The organism is Streptomyces sp. YIM 121038 (genome assembly GCF_006088715.1).
GTDB lineage: Bacteria > Actinomycetota > Actinomycetes > Streptomycetales > Streptomycetaceae > Streptomyces.
In genome coordinates this window covers 246,078-270,056 of the sequence record NZ_CP030772.1, presented here as the reverse complement: position 1 = coordinate 270,056, position 23,979 = coordinate 246,078, and the positions used below count along the sequence as shown (strand labels likewise).

Genomic DNA, 23,979 nt, shown 5'->3' with positions numbered 1-23,979 from the left:
GGGGTGTCCCGTAGCTGCTGGTCACGGGTGGGATGATCTTGCTGTGGCTGGTGTGATCACGGGGTCGGAGCCGTCCTGGATAGCCCGGTTCACTGGGCTGAGTCCACGTCAGTTCGGCAGGTTGATCGCCGCGTTGCGGCGAGAGGGTGCGGGCCCGGTCCGCAAGGGCAGGCCGTGGAGCCTGCCGCTGGAGGACCGGGTTCTGCTGGTCGCCGCGTACTGGCGCACCAATCTGACCCTGCGGCAGCTTGCCCCGTTGTTCGGGGTGTCGAAGTCGGCCGCCGACCGCATCATCGACCAGGTCGGGCCGGCGCTCGCCCTCCAGCAGCGCAAGCGGTTCCGCAAGGGCACCGTCCTGATCGTGGCCGGCACCCTGGTCCCCACTCGTGACCACACGGTCGCCGAGCAGTCGAAGAACTACCGGTACTCCACCAGCCACCAGGTCGTCATCGACGCCGACACCCGCCTGGTCGTAGCCGTCGGGCGCCCACTGCCCGGCAACCGCAACGACTGCAAGGCGTGGGAGCTGTCCGGTACGAAGGCCGCCGTCGGCCGGACCACGGTGATCGCGGACGGAGGCTACCGGGGAACCGGTCTGGTCATCCCGCACCGCCGTGAGCCGGGCCAGTCCGAACTCCCGGCCTGCAAAGAAGACCACAACACCTCCCACCGCAAAGTCCGCGCCCGGGTCGAGCACGCCTTCGCCCGGATGAAAACCTGGAAGATCCTCCGCGACTGCCGCCTGAAAGGCGACGGCGTCCACCACGCCATCCTCGGCATCGCCCGCCTGCACAACCCCACCCTGGCCGGGTGACGGGTAAACGCCGCAGGCCAACCGGCATACCGTAGATCATTTACGGGACAAGCCTTAGCCCGCATGAGCACGGGTTTTTATGCCCGCTGCCTGCACAAACAGGCCTTACGTCACGACCTCACCGAGCCTCTGCGGGACAGCTTTCACCAGATTTGTATCCGGGCATTCCGGAAACCTGGAATCTTGATCGAGTCGCCTCTCTTGTTGATACGTCCTGATTCCCAACGCGCTCCCTGAGATGTCGAGGTCTGGGGTTCGTAAGAGACAGCTATAAACCGGATTTCACTGGGCGCATCGGGGTGCATGCGAACCTCATACTCCAGATTTTCCGTGGGTACTACTGTCGCGATGATCTCGCCCTCGAACCTATCCTTACGGCTGCTAGTGATCATCCATCCACCGGAAAACAACTTCCGGAATGCCACTCGGTGAGTAAACTGCCCCCGGCCGTGCAGTGAAATTTTCTTATCCTTCCCGGATTCCAGGTGATTTCTGTGGGTGGCTCCCATTGTTTTGGCAGCAGAGTCTGGTGTCAAGAGCGGAAGCTTTTTCACCAGGGACCCGGTCACGCTCTTCCACGTGTCCCAGATTCCGGGCAGATGCGCAACTAGCGGGTGCGGGGACGCCAGCCCTCTGAGTTTGTATCTCATCGCGTTCTGCCCAAAGGGCGACCCATGGGGTGAGTCAACACGTCCCTTTACCTCAGGTGTGACGTTCTTTGCTGCGTCGTCTTCTATCTTTTCAAAGACCGGCTCTATAAACCTGTAGAGCTCGAATGATCGTTTCCAGTCCATGAACTCCTGAGCTCTCATGGATTTATCACGATTATGTTTCACATCTGGATCCCAGAGTCGCATGTGGCTGTCCACGACCTGGCGGAGCTCTTCGAGATCTATGAGCAGTTTCTTGAAAGCCTGTGCTATTTTTCCGGATGACTGAGAGAGAGTCCGCTCCCAGTCACGTGGCTTGCCGGACTCATCGAGGCCCGTCCGTAGCCTCAGGGAAATTTCCTCTGGAGAGGAACCGGGCTGCACATCCTTGTAGAAGTTCCCGAGCTTCTGCTGCACGATAGAGCGGTACTGAGAGTCGATCAGCCTTCGCTGCTCGGCAATCTCTTCCGAAGTGGCCCCGTAGAGCCTGGTAACAATATCGGCGTACTCTTTCTCGTACGCCGCATTCATCTTCTCGCCGTATTTGACGAGCGCCTTGTTGATCCAGTCCGCTGCAAGGTTCATCCTCTTGCTATATTCATACGTGGCAACAGCAAGGCTAAGGGCCAGACTAAGGACTGAAGCGCCTGCAAATGAGCCTACATCCAGCAGAATGTCAGCAGCACCGGCAGTGATGAGGGCCGGGTCCTTCTCTTTGATACCCTGAGCCAGAGTCTTTCCCCCGCCATAGAGGGGAATCATACTGGTCCCGAACATGAACCAGTCCCGGTAGCTTGCATTCGAAGAAGCCAGCTCCCCGGCACCAACTGCCAGATTTATGTATCCGTATTTCGTCTCCAGCCCGGCGGCACGGGAAGCACCGGCCTGCCTGCCTCCAAGATCCTGGCCTGCCTTGTTCCGAACATCTGCGCCATTCTTCGACTGCTCCACATCCGAAGAGAGCTGCCGCTGCTCAGTGCGCGGCCTCTCCACCGCCGGATCTCCACTGCGACCAGAGCCATCTGCCCGATGACCCCGACCAGTTATATCAAAAACGAGGGAGCAGAAACTATTAACCGAGCGCTTCGCCTTGCGGCAGGAATTCAAGATGTCTGCCGCCTTCTTTTTCTCTGCTTCTATTTCCCTCTTTATTTTTCGCTCTCTTTGCCTGATTTCGGAAGGGGTCCCCTCGGTCAGAGGTGCGCTAACGCCAGCAGGGCTTATAGCGCTATTTACTTTCTGCGCAATCTCCTTTGGGGATAAGATCAGGGCCTCTGCGACTGCTTTGTCCTCTATCTTCACGTCGGATAGTCGAGCAGTTACGTCAGCATCGTCCGCGAAATATACAAATCGATTAACATCTTCGCCCAGCAAATGGGTAACGACATCCCATTCTTTGGCCATGAATGCTCTTCTTGCGGCGTCTGGATTGCTGAGGTTGTACTCGACGGTCTCCAGTGCCCGCTGGTAGCCTTCCCGTATCTCTGTAAGCCCTTCAGGAGTTCCTTCCAGTTGCTTTGCTAGTTTATCTCTGAGCTCCTTCCAGGGTTTAATGACCTTGATTTCAAATAGCTTCTTCTTGATCTTGAGTTGCCCTTCCGTGGTTTTGAATAGCTCTTCTATCTCTTCTCTCGAATAGACTCCGTATTTCTCCGCGTAAGCCTTCCAGACTTGCGGATTTCCAAGCGTCCTCTGTTCGTCGAAATTTCCAGTGGATTTAATGATCTGGTCGCCGAGCTTATATTCAATCGTTCTTGTGTCGGCAAGCTCGCTCGTCCCCCCAGATGCGTCGATTCCATGAACGACCTCATGTGCTGTTGAAGTTCGATCGAGCATCACATAGGATCGCCCTGCAACAACGCCCACGGAGATTTCATTAACTGGTATCTGAGTTGTAGAGGTCACGCCATACGCTGTCGCAGCTAGTCGTCCTCCTATGGAGAGCTGGTTTGCGTTTCCTAGGGTTTCTCTGATGGAACGCTTCGTTGAGCCTGCCGCATACGCGTCGACTGCGTTGAAGAATCTATTGCACGCTTCAGCGGTCTTGGTATCAGTATTGGCAGTATAGTCAGATGACCTTTTCCCTAGTGTAAACATCATAGTGCCAATGGATTTCCCCTCAGTATCCAGTACGGTATTACTGAACGATGCCATGGGGTTGGCATCCCTATAATCGACTACTCGATGGTTCGGGAACCAGCGGTAAATGTCGGCCTCTGGCCCTCCGTCGAGAAGGGCCTTTTTTATCATCAAGAGCACTGGCTTCGCGAAATTCAGAAGCTCACCATCGGTCAAGATGGATTCCTTGATGAAGACATCCCTATCGTCCCCCCCTATGGATATGCTATTGAGAGAGTTGATGTTAGCCAATTGCGAGATCGTGACTTCCGGGTAAATGAAATAGACTTTATGTCTAACTGGAGGGGCTGGTGGGGCTTTCTTTCCTTTTCGTGTCCACGAAATATTTGGATTGTCGATCTCTGTTGATGGGAAGGTGCTCTTGAAGGTGGCCCAGTCCATGTTTTTGATGTCGTCGATGGTTAAGGATTCGAGGGGGTTTTTCGAGGCGTGTTCAGAGCGGGGGGCTGCTGTGGTGCCGGGCAGGCCCCAGCTGCCGCTGGACGGCTCAGGTCCAAGGAGCCGGTTTGCCAGTTGTGTGTCCCATGTCTGGGGCAGCCGCTGTCCGGCCTGTGGCTGGTTCGCAGGGACTGTTTCGGCCGGGTTTTCGGCTTTCAGGAACTGCTCGTACGTGATCCCGGCAGGGCCGGGGTCATCGGAATCCTGACCGGGAGAGAGGGGAGCCTTCTCCGGGGCCGGGGAGTGGGCCTGTTGCCTATTCCGCTGCCGCCATTCTTTGAGGAATGGTTCCCGCTGCTCCTTGCGGAATTGTTCCCATTTCTCTTGTTCTTCTTCCGCTTTCCGTTGGGCCTGGTCGTCCGTCGATCTGGCGGTCCGGATATCCTGCTGCCAGAACGGCTGGGTCAGGCTCAGCCCCATACCGGCTGCGTAGTAGGCCTTGCCCAGGCGGCCGACGTGCTCGCCGGGGCCCTCGGCAGGAGGTCTCTGCCCCGACGCGGGCTCCGTCCCCCACTGAGGGAGCGGGTGTCGTGGGTCCAGGCCGAAATACTCGGCCACGAGCGGGTCCATCCACGCCCCGCTGCCGGCCATCGAGAGCCGACGTGCCTGAGCGCTGGCCCACTCTCCCCATCCCTGAGCCGCACGCCGCTGTGCGGCCCATTTGTTGAACTCAGGGTCTTCGCCCATGCGGGCTCTGTGGAGCCGCCACGCCAGCTCCTTCAGCGCATAGTCGCGCCGGCGCTCCTGCCCGCCCTGATTAGAGTGCGCTCGGCCCTGGCGGCGCGTGCCGGTGCCCTGGCGTCCTGGTGTGCTCTTCACAGAGCGGTGATCTGGCATTTTGGAGTGAGGCATGCCTCGACCTGCCTTTCGAGGGGAAAGGGACCCTGCTGGCTGACTATCGTGGCGTGACCTTTGGACGATCTGTTCCCGGAGCTTGAGGGGTCTCGCGCTTTCCGGGCAGGTGTCTGGTGATGACTTCACGCCGTGATGTGCAATGTCTGGTATTCGGTGTGGGCTTCGCGAGGTGGGCGGTTACCCACTGCCGAGTGGAGGTGTTTGTGTTTGTGCCAGGATTCGATGTACCGAGTGATGTCCTGCCGGGTGGCTTCGCGTGTCAGGTAAGTCACTCTGGATACACGCTCGTTCTTCAGCGCCGCGAAGAATGATTCCGTCATAGTGTTATTGAAACAGGTCCCGGTCCGTCCGGCGGAACGTGGAAGGCCGAGGTGTTTCAATGTCTCACCGTGCTCGGCTGGCCTGTAGTTCGATCCGCGGTCCGAGTGGAATATTGTGCCGTCTGTGAGTTTCCTGTTCCGGGCTGTGTTGCGGATGGCCCGGGATGTGAGGGGGGTGTGGTAGTGGTCGTCCATGGCGTAGCCGATGGCTTCCTTCGTGCGGCGGTCGATGGCGGTCGCCGAGTACAGTCACCTCTCACTGGTGGACGCGTAGGTGATGTCCCCGACCGGCTTTTGGCCGGGAGTGTCGGCGGTGAAGTTCCGGCCGGCGAGGTCGGGCGCGGGGCCGGGGGTGCCCTGGGTGAGGCCGGAGCGTTTCGGCTTCGGCTGGGAGGGCTCCAGGCCCGCGTTCGCGCGTGAGGCGGCGGACCGGCTCCAGGCCGGCGGTGACGTCCCGGCGGTGCGGTTGTGCGTGGATGCGCCGGTGGCTGTAGGTGCTGTCGGAGTCCTCGAACGCCTTCGTGATGAGCAGTTTCAGTTCCTCACGCCGTTCGGCTGTCGCGGATTCGGGACGGCCTCGCCAGTCGTAGTAGCCGGATTTGGAGACGCCGAGTCGCTTGCACCTGTACCCGACGCTGTACGCGTACTCCGTCGTGTCGAGCCGCGTCTCGTTGATGAACTCGTACGTGCTCGCTGCCGGGGATCCCCCGCGAAGTACGCTGCGGCTTTTTTCAGGAAGGTGTTTTCCATCTCGGCTTCGCGGATCCGGCGTTCCAGCTCTTTGAGGCGTGCTCGTTCGCTGAGCGTCAGTTCCGCGTCTGGCGCCGGCTCCTGGCGTGCCTTGTGTTTCTTCACCCAGCCCCGGAGGGTTTCGGGGTTCATCCCGGGCTCGCGGCCTGCTTCGGAGATCGTCTTACTCGAGCTCAGCGCGACCCGGACGGCTTCTTCACGGAACTCAGGTGTGTACTTGCTGAGTGACGCCACATCGTGCTCCCTCGTTCCCTGTTCAGGGAAACCCTATTGAGTCCCTGTCCGGAAACTTCGGGGCCCCTCAATCCGGATGATGACCAACCAGGGCATGGACCAGGACTCCCCGCTCTCCTGCCTGCTGGTCGGACAGCCCACTCTGCGGCGCACCATGAAGCTCGCCGTCCTGGCCGCCCTCGAACAGCGCACCGCCCTGCGTTACACCATGCCGGGCATGTCCTCCGAGGAGACCACCAGCTACATCGCCCACCACCTCAAGCTCGTGGGCCGGCCCGACCAGCTCTTCACAGAGGACGCGCTCTGTCTGATCCACACGACCTCGCGCGGCTACCCGCGGGCGGTCAACAACCTCGCCCTGCAGTCCCTGGTCGCGGCCTTCGCCACCGGCAAGAACCTCGTCGACGACACCTCCGCCTGCGCGGCCGTCAGCGAGGTGGTCGACTGAGGCCCCCTTCACGTCCGGGTCCGGCATCACCACACCGGTTCCGGGAAACTGGTCCTCATGGCGACCCACACAGGGCGGGATCCTCTGACCAGGCGGCTGCACAGCAGCTGTGAGTACGCCCGCGAACTGCGGCGGACAGCACGTGAGCTGCGGCGGACAGCACGTGAGCTGATCGAGGAAAGCCACCGGCTCCTCGACGAGACCCACCGGCTCAGGCGCCAACGCGCCCGCTCCCTCAAGGACCGCTGAACCACCGGCACCTTGCCGACGACAACGACACCTAGCCGACGACCGCCCCGCCGGAACACCCAACGGCGGGGCATCGTCATCAGAGCCCGTCGGCACCGTGAACGCCGCCTTCATCGGCATTCTCAGTGCCGGGCAACACCCTGTTCGGCCGAGGCCCGGGATCTGAGCGGGCGGACGACGGAGTTGATGGCCGGGCGCACGCGCAGGGCCGCGAAGCACGAGCGCATCGGGCCGCGGGAGCCCTGGCGCCAGGTGACCTCGGCGAAGGCATCGCGCTCCAGGCCGGCGGCGTGAGCGGCCACGCTCAGGGGTGCCCGGCGATAGCGGGGCTGGGGCCAGCAGCCGTTGCGGCCTTTGCGGGCCGGTGCCTCGGGCACCGCGTGGAAGGGGTGGGCGGTGACGTCGGAGCGGACGGATAGCACATACCCCAGCGCGCGCTCGGTGAGTTCGCTCCGGAAGGCCGCGTCGGCGAGCACGACGCGGGGCGGCATGCCCCAGAGGGTGAACTCGTTGGGGATGTCCAGGGCAAGCAGCCACTTCTCACGGTGTCCGATGTCCGCCGGTACTTTGCACGCTCTGCGGCGCTCGGTATCAGCGGCACGCTCCTCGGGCAGGAACATGCGCCACTGCAATGGGCATGAGGCCGCGGCGGTGACGGCGTGCACGCTCACCGCGACCTGGCAGTTGGCCCGCTTGCCCAGGGCGCCGCAGTATTGCGGCGCCACCCCGACCGACATCCGGCCGTCCTTGGGGAAGGACACGTCGTCGACCACCCATGCCTCGGGGCTAATCCGGGCGGTCATGCGCTCGGCAATGCGCCTGCGTGCCGGGGTCGGGTCCCAGGTGGACTGGTTCACGAACTGCTGCAGGTTCTGCTCGTCGCCCGTCCGGCAGCCGAGCGGCCATGGCCTGGATCGACTTGCGTCGCCCGTCCAGCAACAGCCCCCGCAGATAGCAGTCGCCCTTCGCGTGCTGATCCTTTCGCGGTACCGACGCGAACACATCCGCGACGAAGCGCTCCAACTTCACCTGGACACACAAAACTTCAGTGGAAGCGGCGCCACAACATCACCCACGCTAAGATCCGCTGCCTCGGCGAGTAGGCCATGGCCACCCTCAAGGGCTGGCGCCTCCTGCGGGAACTTCGCTGCAGCACCAACCGGATCACCGACGTGGTGAAGGCCGTCCTCATCCTTCACCAGGCATCAGCGTAAGGTTGGAAAACGCTCACTGCGTAATCGCCCTGGAAACGCGCAACTCTCGTGGTCGGCCACCCCATCATCATCTCTGCCCGGCACATCCTCCACAATCAGGTTGCCAGCCCGCATGAGCACGGGTTTTTATGCCCGCTGCCTGCACAAACAGGCCTTACGTCACGACCTCACCGAGCCTCTGCGGGACAGCTTTCACCAGATTTGTATCCGGGCATTCCGGAAACCTGGAATCTTGATCGAGTCGCCTCTCTTGTTGATACGTCCTGATTCCCAACGCGCTCCCTGAGATGTCGAGGTCTGGGGTTCGTAAGAGACAGCTATAAACCGGATTTCACTGGGCGCATCGGGGTGCATGCGAACCTCATACTCCAGATTTTCCGTGGGTACTACTGTCGCGATGATCTCGCCCTCGAACCTATCCTTACGGCTGCTAGTGATCATCCATCCACCGGAAAACAACTTCCGGAATGCCACTCGGTGAGTAAACTGCCCCCGGCCGTGCAGTGAAATTTTCTTATCCTTCCCGGATTCCAGGTGATTTCTGTGGGTGGCTCCCATTGTTTTGGCAGCAGAGTCTGGTGTCAAGAGCGGAAGCTTTTTCACCAGGGACCCGGTCACGCTCTTCCACGTGTCCCAGATTCCGGGCAGATGCGCAACTAGCGGGTGCGGGGACGCCAGCCCTCTGAGTTTGTATCTCATCGCGTTCTGCCCAAAGGGCGACCCATGGGGTGAGTCAACACGTCCCTTTACCTCAGGTGTGACGTTCTTTGCTGCGTCGTCTTCTATCTTTTCAAAGACCGGCTCTATAAACCTGTAGAGCTCGAATGATCGTTTCCAGTCCATGAACTCCTGAGCTCTCATGGATTTATCACGATTATGTTTCACATCTGGATCCCAGAGTCGCATGTGGCTGTCCACGACCTGGCGGAGCTCTTCGAGATCTATGAGCAGTTTCTTGAAAGCCTGTGCTATTTTTCCGGATGACTGAGAGAGAGTCCGCTCCCAGTCACGTGGCTTGCCGGACTCATCGAGGCCCGTCCGGAGCCTCAGGGAAATTTCCTCTGGAGAGGAACCGGGCTGCACATCCTTGTAGAAGTTCCCGAGCTTCTGCTGCACGATAGAGCGGTACTGAGAGTCGATCAGCCTTCGCTGCTCGGCAATCTCTTCCGAAGTGGCCCCGTAGAGCCTGGTAACAATATCGGCGTACTCTTTCTCGTACGCCGCATTCATCTTCTCGCCGTATTTGACGAGCGCCTTGTTGATCCAGTCCGCTGCAAGGTTCATCCTCTTGCTATATTCATACGTGGCAACAGCAAGGCTAAGGGCCAGACTAAGGACTGAAGCGCCTGCAAATGAGCCTACATCCAGCAGAATGTCAGCAGCACCGGCAGTGATGAGGGCCGGGTCCTTCTCTTTGATACCCTGAGCCAGAGTCTTTCCCCCGCCATAGAGGGGAATCATACTGGTCCCGAACATGAACCAGTCCCGGTAGCTTGCATTCGAAGAAGCCAGCTCCCCGGCACCAACTGCCAGATTTATGTATCCGTATTTCGTCTCCAGCCCGGCGGCACGGGAAGCACCGGCCTGCCTGCCTCCAAGATCCTGGCCTGCCTTGTTCCGAACATCTGCGCCATTCTTCGACTGCTCCACATCCGAAGAGAGCTGCCGCTGCTCAGTGCGCGGCCTCTCCACCGCCGGATCTCCACTGCGACCAGAGCCATCTGCCCGATGACCCCGACCAGTTATATCAAAAACGAGGGAGCAGAAACTATTAACCGAGCGCGTCACCCTGTGGCAGAGCACGCTGACGCTCTCTACGGTCAAGACACTCTCTGCGGCATTCGCATCCTGCCGCTGGAGTCTCTCTTTCCCTTTAGGGAAAGCATACTTGCGATCGGCTTGTATTTTGCTCACTATTTCCTGTGAAATTTCGCGCGGATATTCGAATAGGACCTCCGCAACCTTCTTGTCTTTCACTTGCACAAAAGAGCTTCGAGCGGTTTTGTCAGTGTCGGCCCGCTGATATACAATTCGGTTAGCTTTCTCATCGCCTAATAGCTGCCCCACGACATTCCATTCCTTGGTCAGGAATGCCTTCTCTGCGGCGTCTAGATTGCCGAGATTGTACTCGACATTCTCCAGCGACCGTTCCAGGCCCTCCTTCTTTTTGGCCAAAATGGCTTTTTCCCATTTATCGGGGGCGCTAGCCATATTCTTGCTTGCGATTTCTATCGTTTCTGTTAGTTCCTTTTTGAGAGCTTCCAAGGGGGTGACGAATTTTACCTGAAATAGCTCTTGGGGTGTTGCGACTCCGTACTTCTTTGCGTAAACCGGCCAAACTTGTGGATTTCCAAGTGTTCTATGCTCATCGAAGTCCACGGTGGACTCGATAGTGATCTCCTTGCCCTTGTTCGGGCCCTCGTGTGGCGTATATTTATAGCTGATTTTTCTTGCGCTTTTTTCGTTCTCGGTTGTCCCGCCGCTATCGTCGATTCCATGAACGATCTCATGCACTTGCATGACCGGCGGGATTATCACATATGCTCGACCTTCAGTAACACCCACTAAGATTTCATTAGGGGGTATCTGGATCACGGCTGCACTGCCGTATGCTGTTGTGGCCGTGTCCGCGTCGTGTGCAACGGAACTTGGATGGCCCAGCTCTCTTGCGAAGCTGCCCAATTCTTCGTTGTTGTCCATGTCGATTAGAGGATAGAAGTTATCGAACGTAGAAGGATAGGCGGATGCCCTTTTCCCTGGCGTGATGACTACAGAGCCGATGTATTTGCCATCAATATCCGTTATTACATTCGGGCTTGCCTGGGGGTTTACGTCTTGGGCGTCGATTACTCGATGCGCCGGGAAGTAGCCGTAAATATTGGATACTGGCCCCCCGAGGTCAAGCGCTTTCTTTATGTTCAGGAGGAATTGCTTCGCGAAATCCAGAAGCTCGCCATCCTCTAAAATGGATGCCTTAATGAGGTCATCTCTGGTTTTCGTCCATTCGTCCGTTGGAGGGGCCCATTTGTCCGTCGGAGGAAAAGTGGAAATATTGTCTAAATCGTTACCGTTGGCCAGTCGTGAAATTGTTATTTCCGGGTAAATGAAGAAGACTTCGTGCCTGACTGGCCCTTTCCTGATCGTCCTTCCTGTCGTGGCGTCTTTTTTCCGTGTCCATTCGACTCGCGGATTGTCGATCTCTGTTGATGGGAAGGTGCTCTTGAAGGTGGCCCAGTCCATGTTTTTGATGTCGTCGATGGTTAAGGATTCGAGGGGGTTTTTCGAGGCGTGTTCAGAGCGGGGGGCTGCTGTGGTGCCGGGCAGGCCCCAGCTGCCGCTGGACGGCTCAGGTCCAAGGAGCCGGTTTGCCAGTTGTGTGTCCCATGTCTGGGGCAGCCGCTGTCCGGCCTGTGGCTGGTTCGCAGGGACTGTTTCGGCCGGGTTTTCGGCTTTCAGGAACTGCTCGTACGTGATCCCGGCAGGGCCGGGGTCATCGGAATCCTGACCGGGAGAGAGGGGAGCCTTCTCCGGGGCCGGGGAGTGGGCCTGTTGCCTATTCCGCTGCCGCCATTCTTTGAGGAATGGTTCCCGCTGCTCCTTGCGGAATTGTTCCCATTTCTCTTGTTCTTCTTCCGCTTTCCGTTGGGCCTGGTCGTCCGTCGATCTGGCGGTCCGGATATCCTGCTGCCAGAACGGCTGGGTCAGGCTCAGCCCCATACCGGCTGCGTAGTAGGCCTTGCCCAGGCGGCCGACGTGCTCGCCGGGGCCCTCGGCAGGAGGTCTCTGCCCCGACGCGGGCTCCGTCCCCCACTGAGGGAGCGGGTGTCGTGGGTCCAGGCCGAAATACTCGGCCACGAGCGGGTCCATCCACGCCCCGCTGCCGGCCATCGAGAGCCGACGTGCCTGAGCGCTGGCCCACTCTCCCCATCCCTGAGCCGCACGCCGCTGTGCGGCCCATTTGTTGAACTCAGGGTCTTCGCCCATGCGGGCTCTGTGGAGCCGCCACGCCAGCTCCTTCAGCGCATAGTCGCGCCGGCGCTCCTGCCCGCCCTGATTAGAGTGCGCTCGGCCCTGGCGGCGCGTGCCGGTGCCCTGGCGTCCTGGTGTGCTCTTCACAGAGCGGTGATCTGGCATTTTGGAGTGAGGCATGCCTCGACCTGCCTTTCGAGGGGAAAGGGACCCTGCTGGCTGACTATCGTGGCGTGACCTTTGGACGATCTGTTCCCGCACGCCTCGCATTTCCCGTGTGCGCCCGAACGCTCCGGCCGGGCCGGTGCTGGGGGGCCTGCGGCATTGATACCGACGGCAAGCCTGTTCGACTTTTGTCGTTCTGACCAACCGTCATGCCAAGTCTGCGCTGGCTGTGGCCCGTGTCTCCTGGACGGCGCGGATTTTCGGACGACTTGGCTATGTTCTCGCTGGGCACAGGTGCAATCCTCCATGATCGGAGTTACACCGTTTCTTGGCTCTGTCCCGTAGTCGGTGGTGACACCGAGTGGTCAGGGGAGGAGGATGCGGTGGCGGAGGAGATCGGATCCGGCGCGGCTGTGTATCTGTCTCATGATCCGCTTGGTGCGGGTGTTGACGTTTTCGGTGCGGCCGTTGTGAAACGGAAGGGTGAGGCCGGCGTTCGCGGCGGGCCGGTCGATCTCCGGGCTGTTGGTGGAACTGCGTAGGTGGGGCAGTCCGGCAGCGCGGGCGGACGCGATCCACTGGGTGAGTTGGATGTCGTTGCCCTCGGCGGGTCTCAGCAAGGTGGCGAAGCCGCGTACGAGTTCGGCGAGCGCGGTCATTTCCGGGCAGGCCGCGGTGGTCTTCTGCAGCAGGGTGGCGTCCTTCCGGCGAAGCTTCTCGGGATGGGTGAGCAGGAGCCGCGTGGCCTGGTGTGCGGTGGTCACCGGGCGATCATCCTCGGCGCGGCCCTGGTTGAGGTAGCGGACCAGCAGGTTGGTGCTGCCTGTGCAGCCCGACTCCCTGGTCTCTTGCAGGGGGTGGGTGACCGGCTCCGCCGGGTTGGCCTTGCGACGCTCGCGCTGGTGATCGCGGTGGGGGTCGACGAGGCCGGGGCGGTAATGGGGCGTGATGCGCAGGGCTTGGGGTTCGGGCATGCGGGCGTAGCGTTTGACGGTGTTCAGGGCCGGGTTCAGGCGGCGGGCGCAGTCGGGCAGGCCGGTGCCCTGCCCGAGGAGATCATGGATCTTGTTCCAGCGTTCGCGGGTGGTCTGCTCGCGCACCCCGCCGGGGCGCGGCGGGTTGATGGTGGCCCGGCAGCCGGTGTGCGCGCGGACTTCGAGCAGGACCTTGCCGCAGAGATTTCGCCGCAGGTGCCAGCGGTCGCTCACCTGCACCGGGGCGGGCAGGGCGCGACGGATGGCCTCGGCGTGGCTGGCCGGTCCGTCCCGGCAGACGACCTCGACACCTGGGTGTGTCCGCAGCCAGGACTCAAGGGTGGCCATCTCGCGGCCGGGCAGGACAGCGATGCGCCGGCCGGTTTCGGCATCCGTGATGATCGTCGCGTAGCGGTGGCGCCGCCGCAGGGTGAAATCATCCACGCCGGATCACCCTCGGCACAGGTCGCTCGGGCAGCGGCAGGCACTTCAGATAGCGCAGCGCGGTGCTGCGGGAGACCGGCATGGCCAGCAGGCCGGCCAGACGCGCAGCCGCACGGCCGCATAACTCCCGTGCCACCTGGGATATCTGGGCGGCCAGCCGAACCGTGCGGCGCTGATGACGTTCCACCAGTCCGGGGACCTGCTCGCGGAAGGTCTGCCGTCGACAGCCAACGACGGGACAGACCAGCCGCCGGACCTGCAGGTGCAGCACTACTGGCCGCCCATCGACAGGCAGGTCCCTCACCGTCCGCCCGTGGTACCCGTGCACCTTCGCCGTCGGCGTCCCGCACGCCGGGCACGGGACCGCGGCATCCCGAGTGCGGGCCATGACCACGACCGAGTCGCCGCCGTCCGCCACATCCTCGACGACCAACAGCGACAGCCCCGAAAACACCGCTCCCACCAAGGAGTTGACATCCATCACGAGATCACGATCAAGGACGGCTACCCGCCGTCACCACCAGCTACAGGACAGAGCCGAAGCCTTTACAGGTGGGCGAGATCGCTGCGCTGATCACCTCGGGTGCGGGAAAATCGGGCCGGGTGTCCCGGTCAGCCGATGGGCCTGCGATGCGAGCGAGCTCGTTTTACAGGATGGCGATGGGTGCCGACCAGGGGACCACGGATTGTTGTCAGGGCATCGGATCCCCGCTGCCAGAGCACGTGTGTCGGACTCCGCCATCTCCCTTGGCTCTTCCGGGGCACCCGCCGAGTACGGACGCACCACGCGGGAGGAGACCATGATGCCCCGGCTCCAGGACGTGAAGGACGAGGTCATCCATCTGCGGTCCGCGGGAGTGGACTTGGGCAAGCGGTTCCTGCCGGCCTGTGTCCGCGTTCCCTCGACGAAGCGGGCCGGCAGCTGGTCGCTGGAGACCGAGCGGTTCGGCACCACTACCGCCGAGGTGCGGCGCCTGCTGGCCTGGCTGCTCGAGCGCCGGGCCGAGGTGGTGGTCATGGAGGCAACCTCGGACTGCTGGCGCGGTGTGTACTACCTGCTGCAGCCGCATCTGAATCTGATGCTGGTCAACCCCGCCCACCTCAAGGGCATCCGTGGCCGCAAGAGCGATCCGGGCGACGCGGCCTTCCTTGCCCGCGCCGGCGCCTCTGGCATGGTGATGGCCTCCTTCGTGCCAGCCGTGACATCCGGGAACTGCGTGATCTCACCCGCCGCCGCACCGAGTTGGTCCGGGCAGCAGGCTGGGAGGCCCAGCGGCTGGAGAAGGAACTCGAGGACACCGGCATGAAGCTCTCCGCCGTCCTCAGCGACATCACCGGCGCCAGCGGCCGGGCGATCCTGGAATCCCTCATCTCGGGCGAACGCGATCCGGGCCGTCTGGCCGACCTCACCCGCGGCAAGGCCCGCAGCAAGATCCCCGCCCTCATCGATGCCCTGGACGGCGAGTTCACCGACCACCACGCCTTCATGGTCCGCCACTACCTCGACGAGATCGACCGCTGGAAGAACGTCATCGCCGACTTCGACGCCCGCATCGCCCAACTGCTGGCCGGCCACGAGCGAGACATGGAGATCCTGCAGACCATCCCGGGCATCGGCCGCCTCGGCTCAGAAATCATCATCGCCGAGACCGGCGGCGACATGGCGCAGTTTGCTTCCGCCCACCACTTGGCCTCCTGGATCGGGGTCTGCCCCGGCCAGAATGAGTCCGCCGGAATCAGCAAGTCCGGCCGCACCCGCCCCGGCAACACCAACCTCAAGCGCCTGCTCGGCGTCGCCGCCATGGCCGCGACCAGGGAAAAGGACTCCTACCTCGGAGTCTTCTTCCGCCGCCTGTCGGCCAGACGAGGCGGCAAACGCGCCCTCGTCGCGGTGATGCACAAACTCGTGATCGCCATTTGGCACGTCCTGCACGACCACGAGCCCTACCGAGATCTCGGAGCCGACCACTTCACCCGTCGCGATCCCGAACGCGCCATGCGCCGTATGACCAAGGAGGCCAACAGCCTCGGTCTGACCATCCGCTTCGAACCCATCACAGCAGGCTGACCTGCACGGTTGACTCTATTCTCGTGTCAGACCCGTTATTCTCAACCAGCCTGCTGTGTAACTAAGTGGCATTGCCCGTGAAATAGACAGCCAGATCCCTGTCCGAGAAGCGCGAGGCTCCTCATAGAGAGTCATGCCCCGGCAGGGGCTGTTTGGGTCGGTGCGCCGTACGGTCAGGAAGAGGTGGGCGGCGGTCACGAGGGTGGCGTGGCGGTGCCAGCCGTTCCAGCTGCGGCCTTCGAAGTGGTCCAGGCCCAGGGCGGTCTTCGCGCAGGTACACGAGTGTGAGCAGAGCCCGCTGGAAGCACCGCAGCTTCCGCCACGGCGAGTTGAGTTCACACCTTCGGGCGCAGATGAGCCACGAGACGTACTCGAGGACCTCGTGCGGAACATCGAGCATGGCACGATACGGGACCAACAGGGCTCCTGCGTCGGGACGTTGATGGGTGAGATCACCAACGGAACGACCGGGAGCCCTGCCACATCACGAGCCGCTCACCCGCACGCCCACATCACTCCTCAGACCAGAAGATGAGAAGAGTTCACTGAATCCGGAGTCCTGGTGACACTCGACCCCGGCGCCTGGATCGGAGACAAGGGATATGTCGGCAGAGGCATGCTCACTCCTATCAAGAAGCCCCGCACCGCGAACTGCTTGACTGGGAAAGGGAATTCCTTCCCAGGTCAATCAGCTTCGGTACGCCATCAAACGGGTCATCGCGAACTTCAAAACATGGAGGATTCTGCACTCCGACTACCGTCAGCCCATCGTAGCCTTCGCTCAGGCCATCTCCATCTCCATCGCACTCCACTTCTGTAAAATGACCTCCGAATAGCCCTCGTGGACAGTCAATTTCCAGATCGCTTATCTAAGTGGCATTGGGCTGAAGGGTGGAGATGTGCTGCTCGTGAAGGGTGGGGACAGGTCGGCGGGGAGAAATGGTGTGGCCATTGGGGAGGAGTTCTCCGGTGTCATCAAACAGTAAAATTCCGTTGCATAGCAGGTACCATCCCTGTTCTGTGTGATTGGCGATGATGCGGGCAGCCTCTCGGTCGCGGGCGGTGGCGGGTGGGCATTGAGGGGAATGGCGGCACATGACGGCCTCCGTGAGCGGCTATAAGGGTTTTCCATAACTACTGGTCACGGGCGAGATGATCTTTTTGTGGCTGGATTGACCACGACGTTTGAGTGATCCTCTTTCATCCTGTCTCTGGAGGGTTTGGGGCGTCCTGCGTTTCTCGGACAGGAGTTTTGCGGGATTCCCATGCTGTAGCCTGCACTCTTCGTACTCGGCGTGGACTTCTGCGGGGGTTCGGTAGCCGAGTGCGGAGTGGAGGCGTCTGTGATGGTAGAATATCTCGATGTATCGGATGGTCGCCCGGTGAGCATGTGCACGTGTCGGGAACGAAGTATCGGTGCACGAGCTCGTTCTTCAGGGCGCCGAAGAACGATTCGGCCATGGCGTTGTCCCAACAGACCCCGGTACGGTCGGCTGATGCCCTGAGTCCCAACGAACTGAGTTTCCCCCGGAGTTCCCGAGAAGTGTATTGACTGCCGCGATCCGAGTGGAATATGCAGCCGTCGGTGAGGTTGGTGTTCCGTGCCGCCATGTCGACCGCATCCGATATGAGCGAGGTCTTCATGTGGTCGGCCATCGCCCAGCCGGTCATGGCCTTGGTATGGCAGTCAATAACCGTCGTGAGATAGAGGAACCCGGCCCGGGTATGGATATACGTGATATCGCTGACCAGTTTGCGGCCGGGTGCGTCCGCGGTGGAGTCACGGGCCATCAGGTCGGGTGTGAAACGGTGCCGTGCCGTCGGTGACCGTGGTCAGCCGCCAGGGCCGTGGCCGGCACGGGACCAGGCCCAGCTCGCGCATCAGGGCGCGGACCAGCTCCGGTCCGGCCTGCACGGTCATCCTCTTCAGGGCGGCGTGGACACGCCGGCAGCCGTAGGTCTCGCGCGCGTCGGAGAAGACCTGGCAAATGATTTCCTTGAGTTCTGCACGGCGTCCCGCGGTGGCCAGCAGCGGCCGGGAACGCCAGTGGCAGAAACCCGACGTGGATACACCTGCCCAGGCGCACATCCGCCGCACGGGACAGGTACCGGACTCGCCGTCGATAAACTCGTACTTCTCCGTCACTGATATTTCTGGGCGAAGAAGGCCGCTGCTTTCCCCAGGAACTCGGTCTTCATCCGCAGTTCACGGTTCTCGCGTTCCAGCTCACGCAGGCGGGCACGTTCGCTGATGTTCAAGGGGCGGTTCCTCGCCGGCATGCTCCTGCCGGTACCGGCTGACCCAGGTGCCCAGAGTTCCCTCGTTCACCTGGATTTCCCGTGCGACCTCGGCTATCGCCCGGGACTCCACGACCACCATCTTCAGTGAGCTTCTTCAGTGTTGCCGCTCCAGGGTGAGGACGGCTTTGGCGATGGACGTCATGCGGTTGGGGCTGCATCGGGATCTGCGGAAGATCCGCCAGGACTTCAGGCGGGTGATGCCGCGTTCGACCGGTGCCCGTGCTGTGGCCAGGGCCCGGTTGACGGTTTTCTCGGTGGGGGTGAGTTCCTGCAGGGGTCTGCGTTTGATGCCCGTGGTCAGCCAGGGGCCGCCGCCCTGGTAGGCGAGATCGGCCAGGATCAGGATGGGGACGCCCTGGCGCTCGCAGATGCGGATGATCCAGTGAGTGCGGGCGGCGGTCAGGTCGTGGGTGCGGCCCGGCGGCGTGGGTGAAAGCCACAGCAGCCGGCCATCCGGATCGGTGACCACCTGCACGTTCACCGCGTGCCGGCGGTGCTTGTGGGAGTAGTCGGCTCGTCCGTCGCCGATCCGGTCGCACTCGGCGGGGGTGCCGTCCAGCAGGACGAAGTCGGGACCGGTCTCGCGCAGGACCTTCAGCAGTCCCGGTGCACGCTCGGCGAGCAGGTGGATGACCGTGCTGGTGTAGGCGTGGGCGGTGGGCTGGCTGATCCCGAACCCGGCAGCGATCTTCGCCAGGGTGGTGTGTTCGCGCAGGTACACCGGTGCCACCATCGCGCGCTGAGACGGGCGGAGCTTGCAGCGCCGGTCGCCCTCACGCGTGACGATCAGCATGGTGACCCACTCCACGAGTGCATGAGGCAGGTCGAGTGCGGCAGGATGGATGACCAACGAGGCCCCCGAGCAGCATGGTTGAGACGTCAGACATCTCGATCAACATCCCGGGGGCCTCGCTCGCTGCGCTATAGGCCGTCACCTGATCGGTGGCCAACTCAAAGAAGCTCAATGAGCCTCTTTCATCCTGAGTACGTGCAGGTCAGGAGTGTGTGGACGGCTTGGACGATGGTGTTGATGCGGCGGGTGGAGTATCTGGCCTGTCGGAGCAGTCGCCAGGTCTTCAGCTGGGTGAAGGCGCGTTCCCCAGGAGCCCGCAGCCGGGCGTGCTCGCGGTTGAATTGCTGGTAGTGCTCGGGTTGTTCACGGATTCCCTTGGAGGGGGTGCGGACGGTGGCGCCGGCTCCTTGGTAGGCGCGGTCGGCGAGGATGAGGATCTGCCGGGTGAGGCAGGCCTGGACGATGCCGTGGGCGCGGGCCGTGGTCAGGTCATGCGTGCGGCCGGGGGTGGCCCTGGAGAACCACAGGGGTGTGCCGTCCGGGCGGGCGATGACCTGCACGTTCATGCCGTGCTGCTTGTGCTTCATCGAGTAGTACGGCTTGTCCGCGGCGATGCGGTCGGTGGGGATCAGGGTGCCGTCAACGATGACGAAGTCGCCCTCGCCCAGCCCGGTCAGGGCCTCGTGCAGGCCCGGCGCCCAGGCGGCCAGGCGGCCAGGACGTCGAGAGTCTCGTCGACGTAGCGCCAGGCGGTTGCCTCGGACACTCCGAATCCGGCGCCGACCTGCCGGTAGGTCGCATTCTTGCGTAAGTGGGCCAGGGCGAGAAGGGCCTGTTGGAAGCAGCTCAACTCGCGCCAGGGGGAGCGCAGTTCACGTCTTCGGGCGTAGATGAGCCAGGCGACATGCCCAACCAGCTCGTACGGCACGTCGAGCGTGGAAGGATACGGAACCAACAGAGCCCCTCGGTTGCCGGTGTGATGAGTGAGATCACCACGCCAACGACCAGGGGCTCTGCCTCGTCACCACACCCCGCTGACCTGCCATTTCACCCTCCCGGAACAGGATGAAAGAGGTTCGCTGAGCGTTTTCCAAGCTGGCGGTGCTGGCGGCGAGTTGGACAGTCCTGCGCAACGACGAAGCTCCTGGCAGACGGGTTCTCGACCAAGATCACCCGTGTCCGCCAGGAGCTTCGGCTGCTTGTCTGCCCGTCGTCGATCGATCTGTCCACCCGCACCCTGCGGTTCCTGACCGGGCACCTGACCGCCAGGCGGCAGGAGACCGGCACGCGGTGGCGGCGGCTTCCCGCAGCACGACAGGCCCTGCTGGCCCTGGCCCACCTGCGGTGCGGTGGCACCTACGCCCCTCTCGCGACCGGTTTCGGCATCGGGATCACGACCGCCTTCCGCTACATACGCGAGGCCGTCGACGTCCTGGCCGCCCTCGCCCCGTCCCTGGCCGACGCGATGAAGACGATCCGGAAGAAGGCGTTCGTCATCCTCGACGGCACCCTGCTGCCCATCGACCGCACCGCCGCCGACACCCCGTACTACTCCGGGAAACACAAACGCCACGGCACGAACGTCCAGGTGCTCACCGATCCGTTCGGACGGCTGCTCCGGGCCTCACCGGCCCTGCCCGGCTCGACCCACGACCTGACCGCCGCACGACACCACGACACCACGGCATCATCGAAACCCTCGCCGAAACGGACCTCAAATGCTGGGCAGACAAGGCATACCAAGGCGCCGGCGGAACCATCCGAGTCCCGTTTCGCGGCCGCCGACTCAAGCAATGGAAGCGGCGCCACAACACCACCCACGCCAAGATCCGCGTAAGGTTGGAAAACGCTCACTGTCCGAGAACCTCGGGGCGGCTCGGAACTCCCCGAAAGCACCCCCGCGCTACCTAACACCCCGAACTGCGGTCGCGTCCAGAAAGTGGTGTAAAAGGCGACGAGCGTAGGTTTCGTACTGGACCGCCAAGTTCGTAGGGAAGGACCTATGCTCGTGCACGAGCGAGTATCGCCTACCGGGGCGTTCCGTGCCGGGATCGATGCCGTCTTCGCTGAGGGCCGGCCGCTGGCCGACTGCCTGGAGCAGGTGGCCCGGCCCGGCGCGAAGCTGATCATCCAGACGGCCCTGGCGGCTGAGGCGGGTGAGTTCCCCGGCCGCGCCCGGTACCAGCGCGCCGACACCGCTGCGGCCCAGGACGACGACGGCCGGGATGCGGCCGAGGACAGCCCCGTGGCGCCGGTGGTGCGGGCCGGGCACCGCCAACGCACCCCCGGGAGGCGGTCATCAAGACCACATCCGGGCCGGTCAAGGTCAAGAAGCCCGAGCTGCGCGGCACGAGCGAGAAGTTCGCCTCGCGTCTGTTCGGGACGACGGTGACCCGCACGAACGCGCTCGAGTCCCTCGTCATCGCCTCGTTCGTGCGCGGCCTGTCCACCCGCGACGTTCGGAACACCCCCGCCGAGGCATCGGGCCCGGATGCGGCGCTGTCGAAGTCCACGCTCTCCAGCATCTGCCAGGCGGTCCGCACCGAGTACGACGCCTGGCGCGAACGCGATCTGTCCGGCGTCACGCTGGACTGCTTGTTCATCGACGCCTCGCCCTTCCGCATGCACCCGAACGCTCCCGCGGAGCCGGTGCTCGCCGCCTGGGGCATCGACACCGGCGGCAGGCCCGTCCTCATCGGCCTGGAAGCCGCCGGCTCCCAATCCCACGACGCCTGGGCCGGCTTCCTCCAGGGACTCCTCGACCGCGGCCTCACCCCGCCGCTGCTGGTGATATCCGACGGCGGCAGCGCCCTCATCTCCGCCTGCGAGCCCGTCCTGGGCCGCAGCCCGCGCCAGCGGTGTCTGATACACCAATGCCGCAACGTCACCTCGAAGGCCAGCCGCCACGACCTCGAGCAGGTCAAGAAGGAGTTCTGGGAGAACTTCGATACCAGCGAGCTCAGTATCCCGCCTGGTCAGCGGCTCGTCGAGACCGTTCAGCGCCGCACCGACGCCTTCGCCGCGAAGTGGGAGAAGAGCTACCCCGCAGCCCTCAAGCCCCTTCTGGCAGACCGGAGTCCACTCACCGCCTCCCTGCGCTTCCCTGCCGAGCACCACAAGCGGATCCGCCACTCCAGCTTCATCCAGCGGACCTCCGGCAAGACCCGGCGCCGGGTCAAGGCCATCGGCCGCTTCCCCGGCGAGACCTCCTGCGTCAGCCTGGCCTTCGCCGTCCCGTCCCGCACCGCGACCGGATGGCACGGCTTCACCACCACCCCCACCGGCCCGCGCCAACTCGAACGCATACGCCGCGACCTGCTCCACCCCACCGAGACAGAAGTGATCCACCTCGCACCCCCGGCCCGCGTGTCCCTCACCAAGGCCGCATCACATCAACCCCACGGAACCCCTCGTCGAGCCTTTTACACCGCACCGAAGACGCGACCCGAACAGCAGCGCCAGTTGATCCGTTACACCACAACAAGGACACCGTTGGCGAATTCGGCGGTGTCTCATGCGGGGCGAAGGCGCGTGAAGCGTGAGGTTCGGGTCTTGGCGAGTGGGGTCTGGGTCAGCCAGGCGTCCGTGCGGATGAGGTTGAGGGCGGTGGCGGTGAGTACGTGCTGGAGGCGGGTCTTGTGCAGGCCGGTGAAGCGGCTTCTGCGCAGGCCGCAGCGGCGTAACCCCTGGGCGAGGGTGCCTTCGACGCCGGCTCGGGTGGCTTAGTGGCTCCGCCACTGGTCGGTTTCCTGGAGCTGTCGCCTGGCGCGGATCGCTTCGTGTTCCTCGCGCGGGGCCAGGGAGAGTTTGCGTGGCTCGGTCTTCGAGCGGGTGCATTTCGACCGTACCGGGCAGGCGGCGCAGTCGTGGCGGGCGAAGAACACGTCGGACTGCCAGTAGCCGGGCCGCTGCTGGTGGGGTTTCCAGCGGACGCTGCGGTGCCCTTGCGGGCAGACGGCCGTGCGGGTGTCCCAGTCGATGAGGAAGCCGTCGATGGAGAAGCCCTCGTTGGCCCTGCCCTGCCAGGTGATGTCGTGGCGGATCGGGCCGGTCAGTTCCACGCCGTGGCTGGAGACGCTGGTGGCCGACGAAGTGCTCCCCGGCCAGCAGTCCGGCCCCATCGAGAGTGGCGTGAACCGACTCGGTCACCTCGACATCGGTGACGGTGGCCTCGGTCGTAACGACATGCGTGATCAGGTGCGGGGAGTGCGCGTCGCAGGTCTCGGTCAGATGGACCTTGTAGCCGGTCCATTCGGTGGCGTTCTTGACGCAGTAGCGGGCCTCGCCGTCGTAGGGGGACTCGATGCGGTCATGGGAGGGCGGCATGTCCTTCGGGGCGCGCATCCGCACCCGGTCCTGCGTGATGAAGAACTCCTGGACCCAGTAGCGACGCAGGGCCTCAACGGCCGGGATCTGCCGCAGCCACGACGGGGCGCCGGGATCGTGGATCGCGGTCAGCAGCCGGATGCCGTCCTGGCCGGTCTGCTCCATGTACTGCGTGCGCGGGCCCTCGCCGCGAGGCAGGCGATAGTCCTCGATGCGCCGCTGGTAGCGGTCGAACCAGTCGGCCGGCGCAGTCCCCAGCAGCCAGTCGGGAGCCGCGGCGGCCAGCGCGTTCAGGGCGGCGCGCAGGTGTTCCGCGGTGTTCTCCAGGCGGTTCAGCCGTCGCACCGCAGCCAGGACATGCGTGGAATCGGTGCGCTGGCCGCCGGGGCGCGGCAGCAGACCGGCCTCCCGCAGCCGGTCCAGGACCAGGTCCAGCACCCGCTGTGGTACCCGGTCATTCACCAGACGGTCCCGGAACTCGCTCAGCACGGAATGGTCGAATCCGGGATCGGTCAGTTCCAGCCCCAGAAGAAACTTCCAGTCGATGCGTCCACGCAGGGCAGCCGCCGCCTGGCGGTCCGACAGGCCCTCCGCGAACTGGAGCACCGAAACGATCGCCAACTGGTGGGGCGGCCAGGCGGGTCGACCTCGCTGCGGGAACAGATCCACGAAGTCCTTGTCGGCGAACAGCGGCCCGAGCGCCTCCCGGATCCGCATGCACAGACAGCCCTTCGGGAACGCTAGCCGGGCCACCTCGGCGGTCCGGGCCGGAACCTCGCCCGGCAGACGTGGACGCAGCGACACGTTGATCACCTCACGCTCGCGCCC

General features: G+C 63.0%; 8 protein-coding genes and 11 pseudogenes. 8 read left to right on the top strand and 11 right to left on the bottom strand.

Annotated elements, in window-relative coordinates:
- The first annotated feature begins 43 nt into the window (after positions 1–43).
- Positions 44–814: a transposase gene (locus tag C9F11_RS43935; RefSeq protein WP_138968007.1), complete on the top strand. Its 771-nt coding sequence runs from the start codon at positions 44–46 to the stop codon at positions 812–814.
- Between the two features lie 143 nt (positions 815–957).
- On the opposite strand, the gene C9F11_RS43930 is transcribed toward C9F11_RS43935, so the two are convergent.
- Positions 958–4,728 (bottom strand): hypothetical protein, encoded by a 3,771-nt coding sequence (locus C9F11_RS43930; protein ID WP_138968005.1) that lies wholly within the window; start codon positions 4,726–4,728, stop codon positions 958–960.
- Positions 4,729–6,267: 1,539 nt separating this feature from the next.
- On the opposite strand from C9F11_RS43930, the pseudogene C9F11_RS43915 reads away from it, so the two are divergent.
- Both C9F11_RS43915 and C9F11_RS43910 read left to right on the top strand, forming a co-directional pair.
- A pseudogene (locus C9F11_RS43915) lies at positions 6,268–6,648 on the top strand (AAA family ATPase); the annotation flags it as partial.
- 57 nt (positions 6,649–6,705) lie between these two features.
- Positions 6,706–6,897, top strand: a complete 192-nt coding sequence (locus tag C9F11_RS43910) for a hypothetical protein (protein WP_138967998.1) — start codon at positions 6,706–6,708, stop codon at positions 6,895–6,897.
- A gap of 188 nt (positions 6,898–7,085) precedes the next feature.
- Here the strand turns inward: C9F11_RS43910 and C9F11_RS43905 are convergent.
- Positions 7,086–7,938, bottom strand: a pseudogene (locus C9F11_RS43905) (IS701 family transposase); the annotation flags it as partial.
- 11 nt (positions 7,939–7,949) lie between these two features.
- On the opposite strand from C9F11_RS43905, the pseudogene C9F11_RS43900 reads away from it, so the two are divergent.
- Positions 7,950–8,111, top strand: a pseudogene (locus tag C9F11_RS43900) (IS5/IS1182 family transposase); the annotation flags it as partial.
- Positions 8,112–8,303: 192 nt separating this feature from the next.
- Here the strand turns inward: C9F11_RS43900 and C9F11_RS43895 are convergent.
- Together C9F11_RS43895 and C9F11_RS43890 are read right to left on the bottom strand one after the other, a co-directional pair.
- A complete protein-coding gene (locus tag C9F11_RS43895; protein ID WP_138967996.1) occupies positions 8,304–12,095 on the bottom strand; it encodes a hypothetical protein in 3,792 nt (1,263 codons plus the stop codon).
- Between the two features lie 515 nt (positions 12,096–12,610).
- Positions 12,611–14,117: pseudogene (locus C9F11_RS43890) on the bottom strand (ISL3 family transposase).
- Positions 14,118–14,466: 349 nt separating this feature from the next.
- Between C9F11_RS43890 and C9F11_RS49205 the strand changes: the two are divergent.
- The gene (locus tag C9F11_RS49205; protein WP_249402315.1) at positions 14,467–14,970 is read left to right on the top strand and encodes an IS110 family transposase; all 504 of its coding nucleotides are present in this window, start codon (positions 14,467–14,469) and stop codon (positions 14,968–14,970) included.
- Positions 14,907–15,731: an IS110 family transposase gene (locus C9F11_RS43885; protein ID WP_249402314.1), complete on the top strand. Its 825-nt coding sequence runs from the start codon at positions 14,907–14,909 to the stop codon at positions 15,729–15,731. Before C9F11_RS49205 ends, C9F11_RS43885 begins: the two co-directional genes overlap by 64 nt.
- A 15-nt stretch (positions 15,732–15,746) precedes the next feature.
- Here the strand turns inward: C9F11_RS43885 and C9F11_RS49200 are convergent.
- The 6 genes and pseudogenes from C9F11_RS49200 to C9F11_RS43860 all read right to left on the bottom strand — a co-directional run.
- A pseudogene (locus C9F11_RS49200) lies at positions 15,747–15,989 on the bottom strand (hypothetical protein); the annotation flags it as partial.
- A 4-nt stretch (positions 15,990–15,993) separates the two neighbouring features.
- Positions 15,994–16,131: pseudogene (locus C9F11_RS49195) on the bottom strand (IS5/IS1182 family transposase); the annotation flags it as partial.
- A 469-nt stretch (positions 16,132–16,600) separates the two neighbouring features.
- Complete coding sequence (locus C9F11_RS49190) at positions 16,601–16,828, bottom strand: DUF5999 family protein (protein WP_138967992.1); 228 nt, start codon at positions 16,826–16,828, stop codon at positions 16,601–16,603.
- A 210-nt stretch (positions 16,829–17,038) separates the two neighbouring features.
- Positions 17,039–18,111 (bottom strand): annotated as a pseudogene (locus tag C9F11_RS43870) (IS3 family transposase); the annotation flags it as partial.
- Between the two features lie 15 nt (positions 18,112–18,126).
- A complete protein-coding gene (locus C9F11_RS43865; RefSeq protein WP_138967990.1) occupies positions 18,127–18,882 on the bottom strand; it encodes a transposase family protein in 756 nt (251 codons plus the stop codon).
- A gap of 125 nt (positions 18,883–19,007) precedes the next feature.
- A pseudogene (locus C9F11_RS43860) lies at positions 19,008–19,821 on the bottom strand (transposase family protein).
- 199 nt (positions 19,822–20,020) lie between these two features.
- Here C9F11_RS43860 and C9F11_RS43855 point away from each other — a divergent pair.
- Together C9F11_RS43855 and C9F11_RS43850 are read left to right on the top strand one after the other, a co-directional pair.
- Positions 20,021–20,658: pseudogene (locus tag C9F11_RS43855) on the top strand (transposase family protein); the annotation flags it as partial.
- 465 nt (positions 20,659–21,123) lie between these two features.
- Positions 21,124–22,071: pseudogene (locus C9F11_RS43850) on the top strand (transposase); the annotation flags it as partial.
- A gap of 266 nt (positions 22,072–22,337) precedes the next feature.
- Here the strand turns inward: C9F11_RS43850 and C9F11_RS43845 are convergent.
- Positions 22,338–23,955 (bottom strand): annotated as a pseudogene (locus C9F11_RS43845) (IS1182 family transposase).
- Between the last annotated feature and the right edge of the window lie 24 nt (positions 23,956–23,979).

Coding starts and splice junctions, on each gene's coding strand:
- C9F11_RS43930 (WP_138968005.1), bottom strand. CDS start 4,728: ATGGGCGAAGACCCTGAGTTCAACAAATGGGCCGCACAGCGGCGTGCG.
- C9F11_RS43910 (WP_138967998.1), top strand. CDS start 6,706: ATGGCGACCCACACAGGGCGGGATCCTCTGACCAGGCGGCTGCACAGC.
- C9F11_RS43895 (WP_138967996.1), bottom strand. CDS start 12,095: ATGGGCGAAGACCCTGAGTTCAACAAATGGGCCGCACAGCGGCGTGCG.
- C9F11_RS49205 (WP_249402315.1), top strand. CDS start 14,467: ATGCCCCGGCTCCAGGACGTGAAGGACGAGGTCATCCATCTGCGGTCC.
- C9F11_RS49190 (WP_138967992.1), bottom strand. CDS start 16,828: ATGTGCCGCCATTCCCCTCAATGCCCACCCGCCACCGCCCGCGACCGA.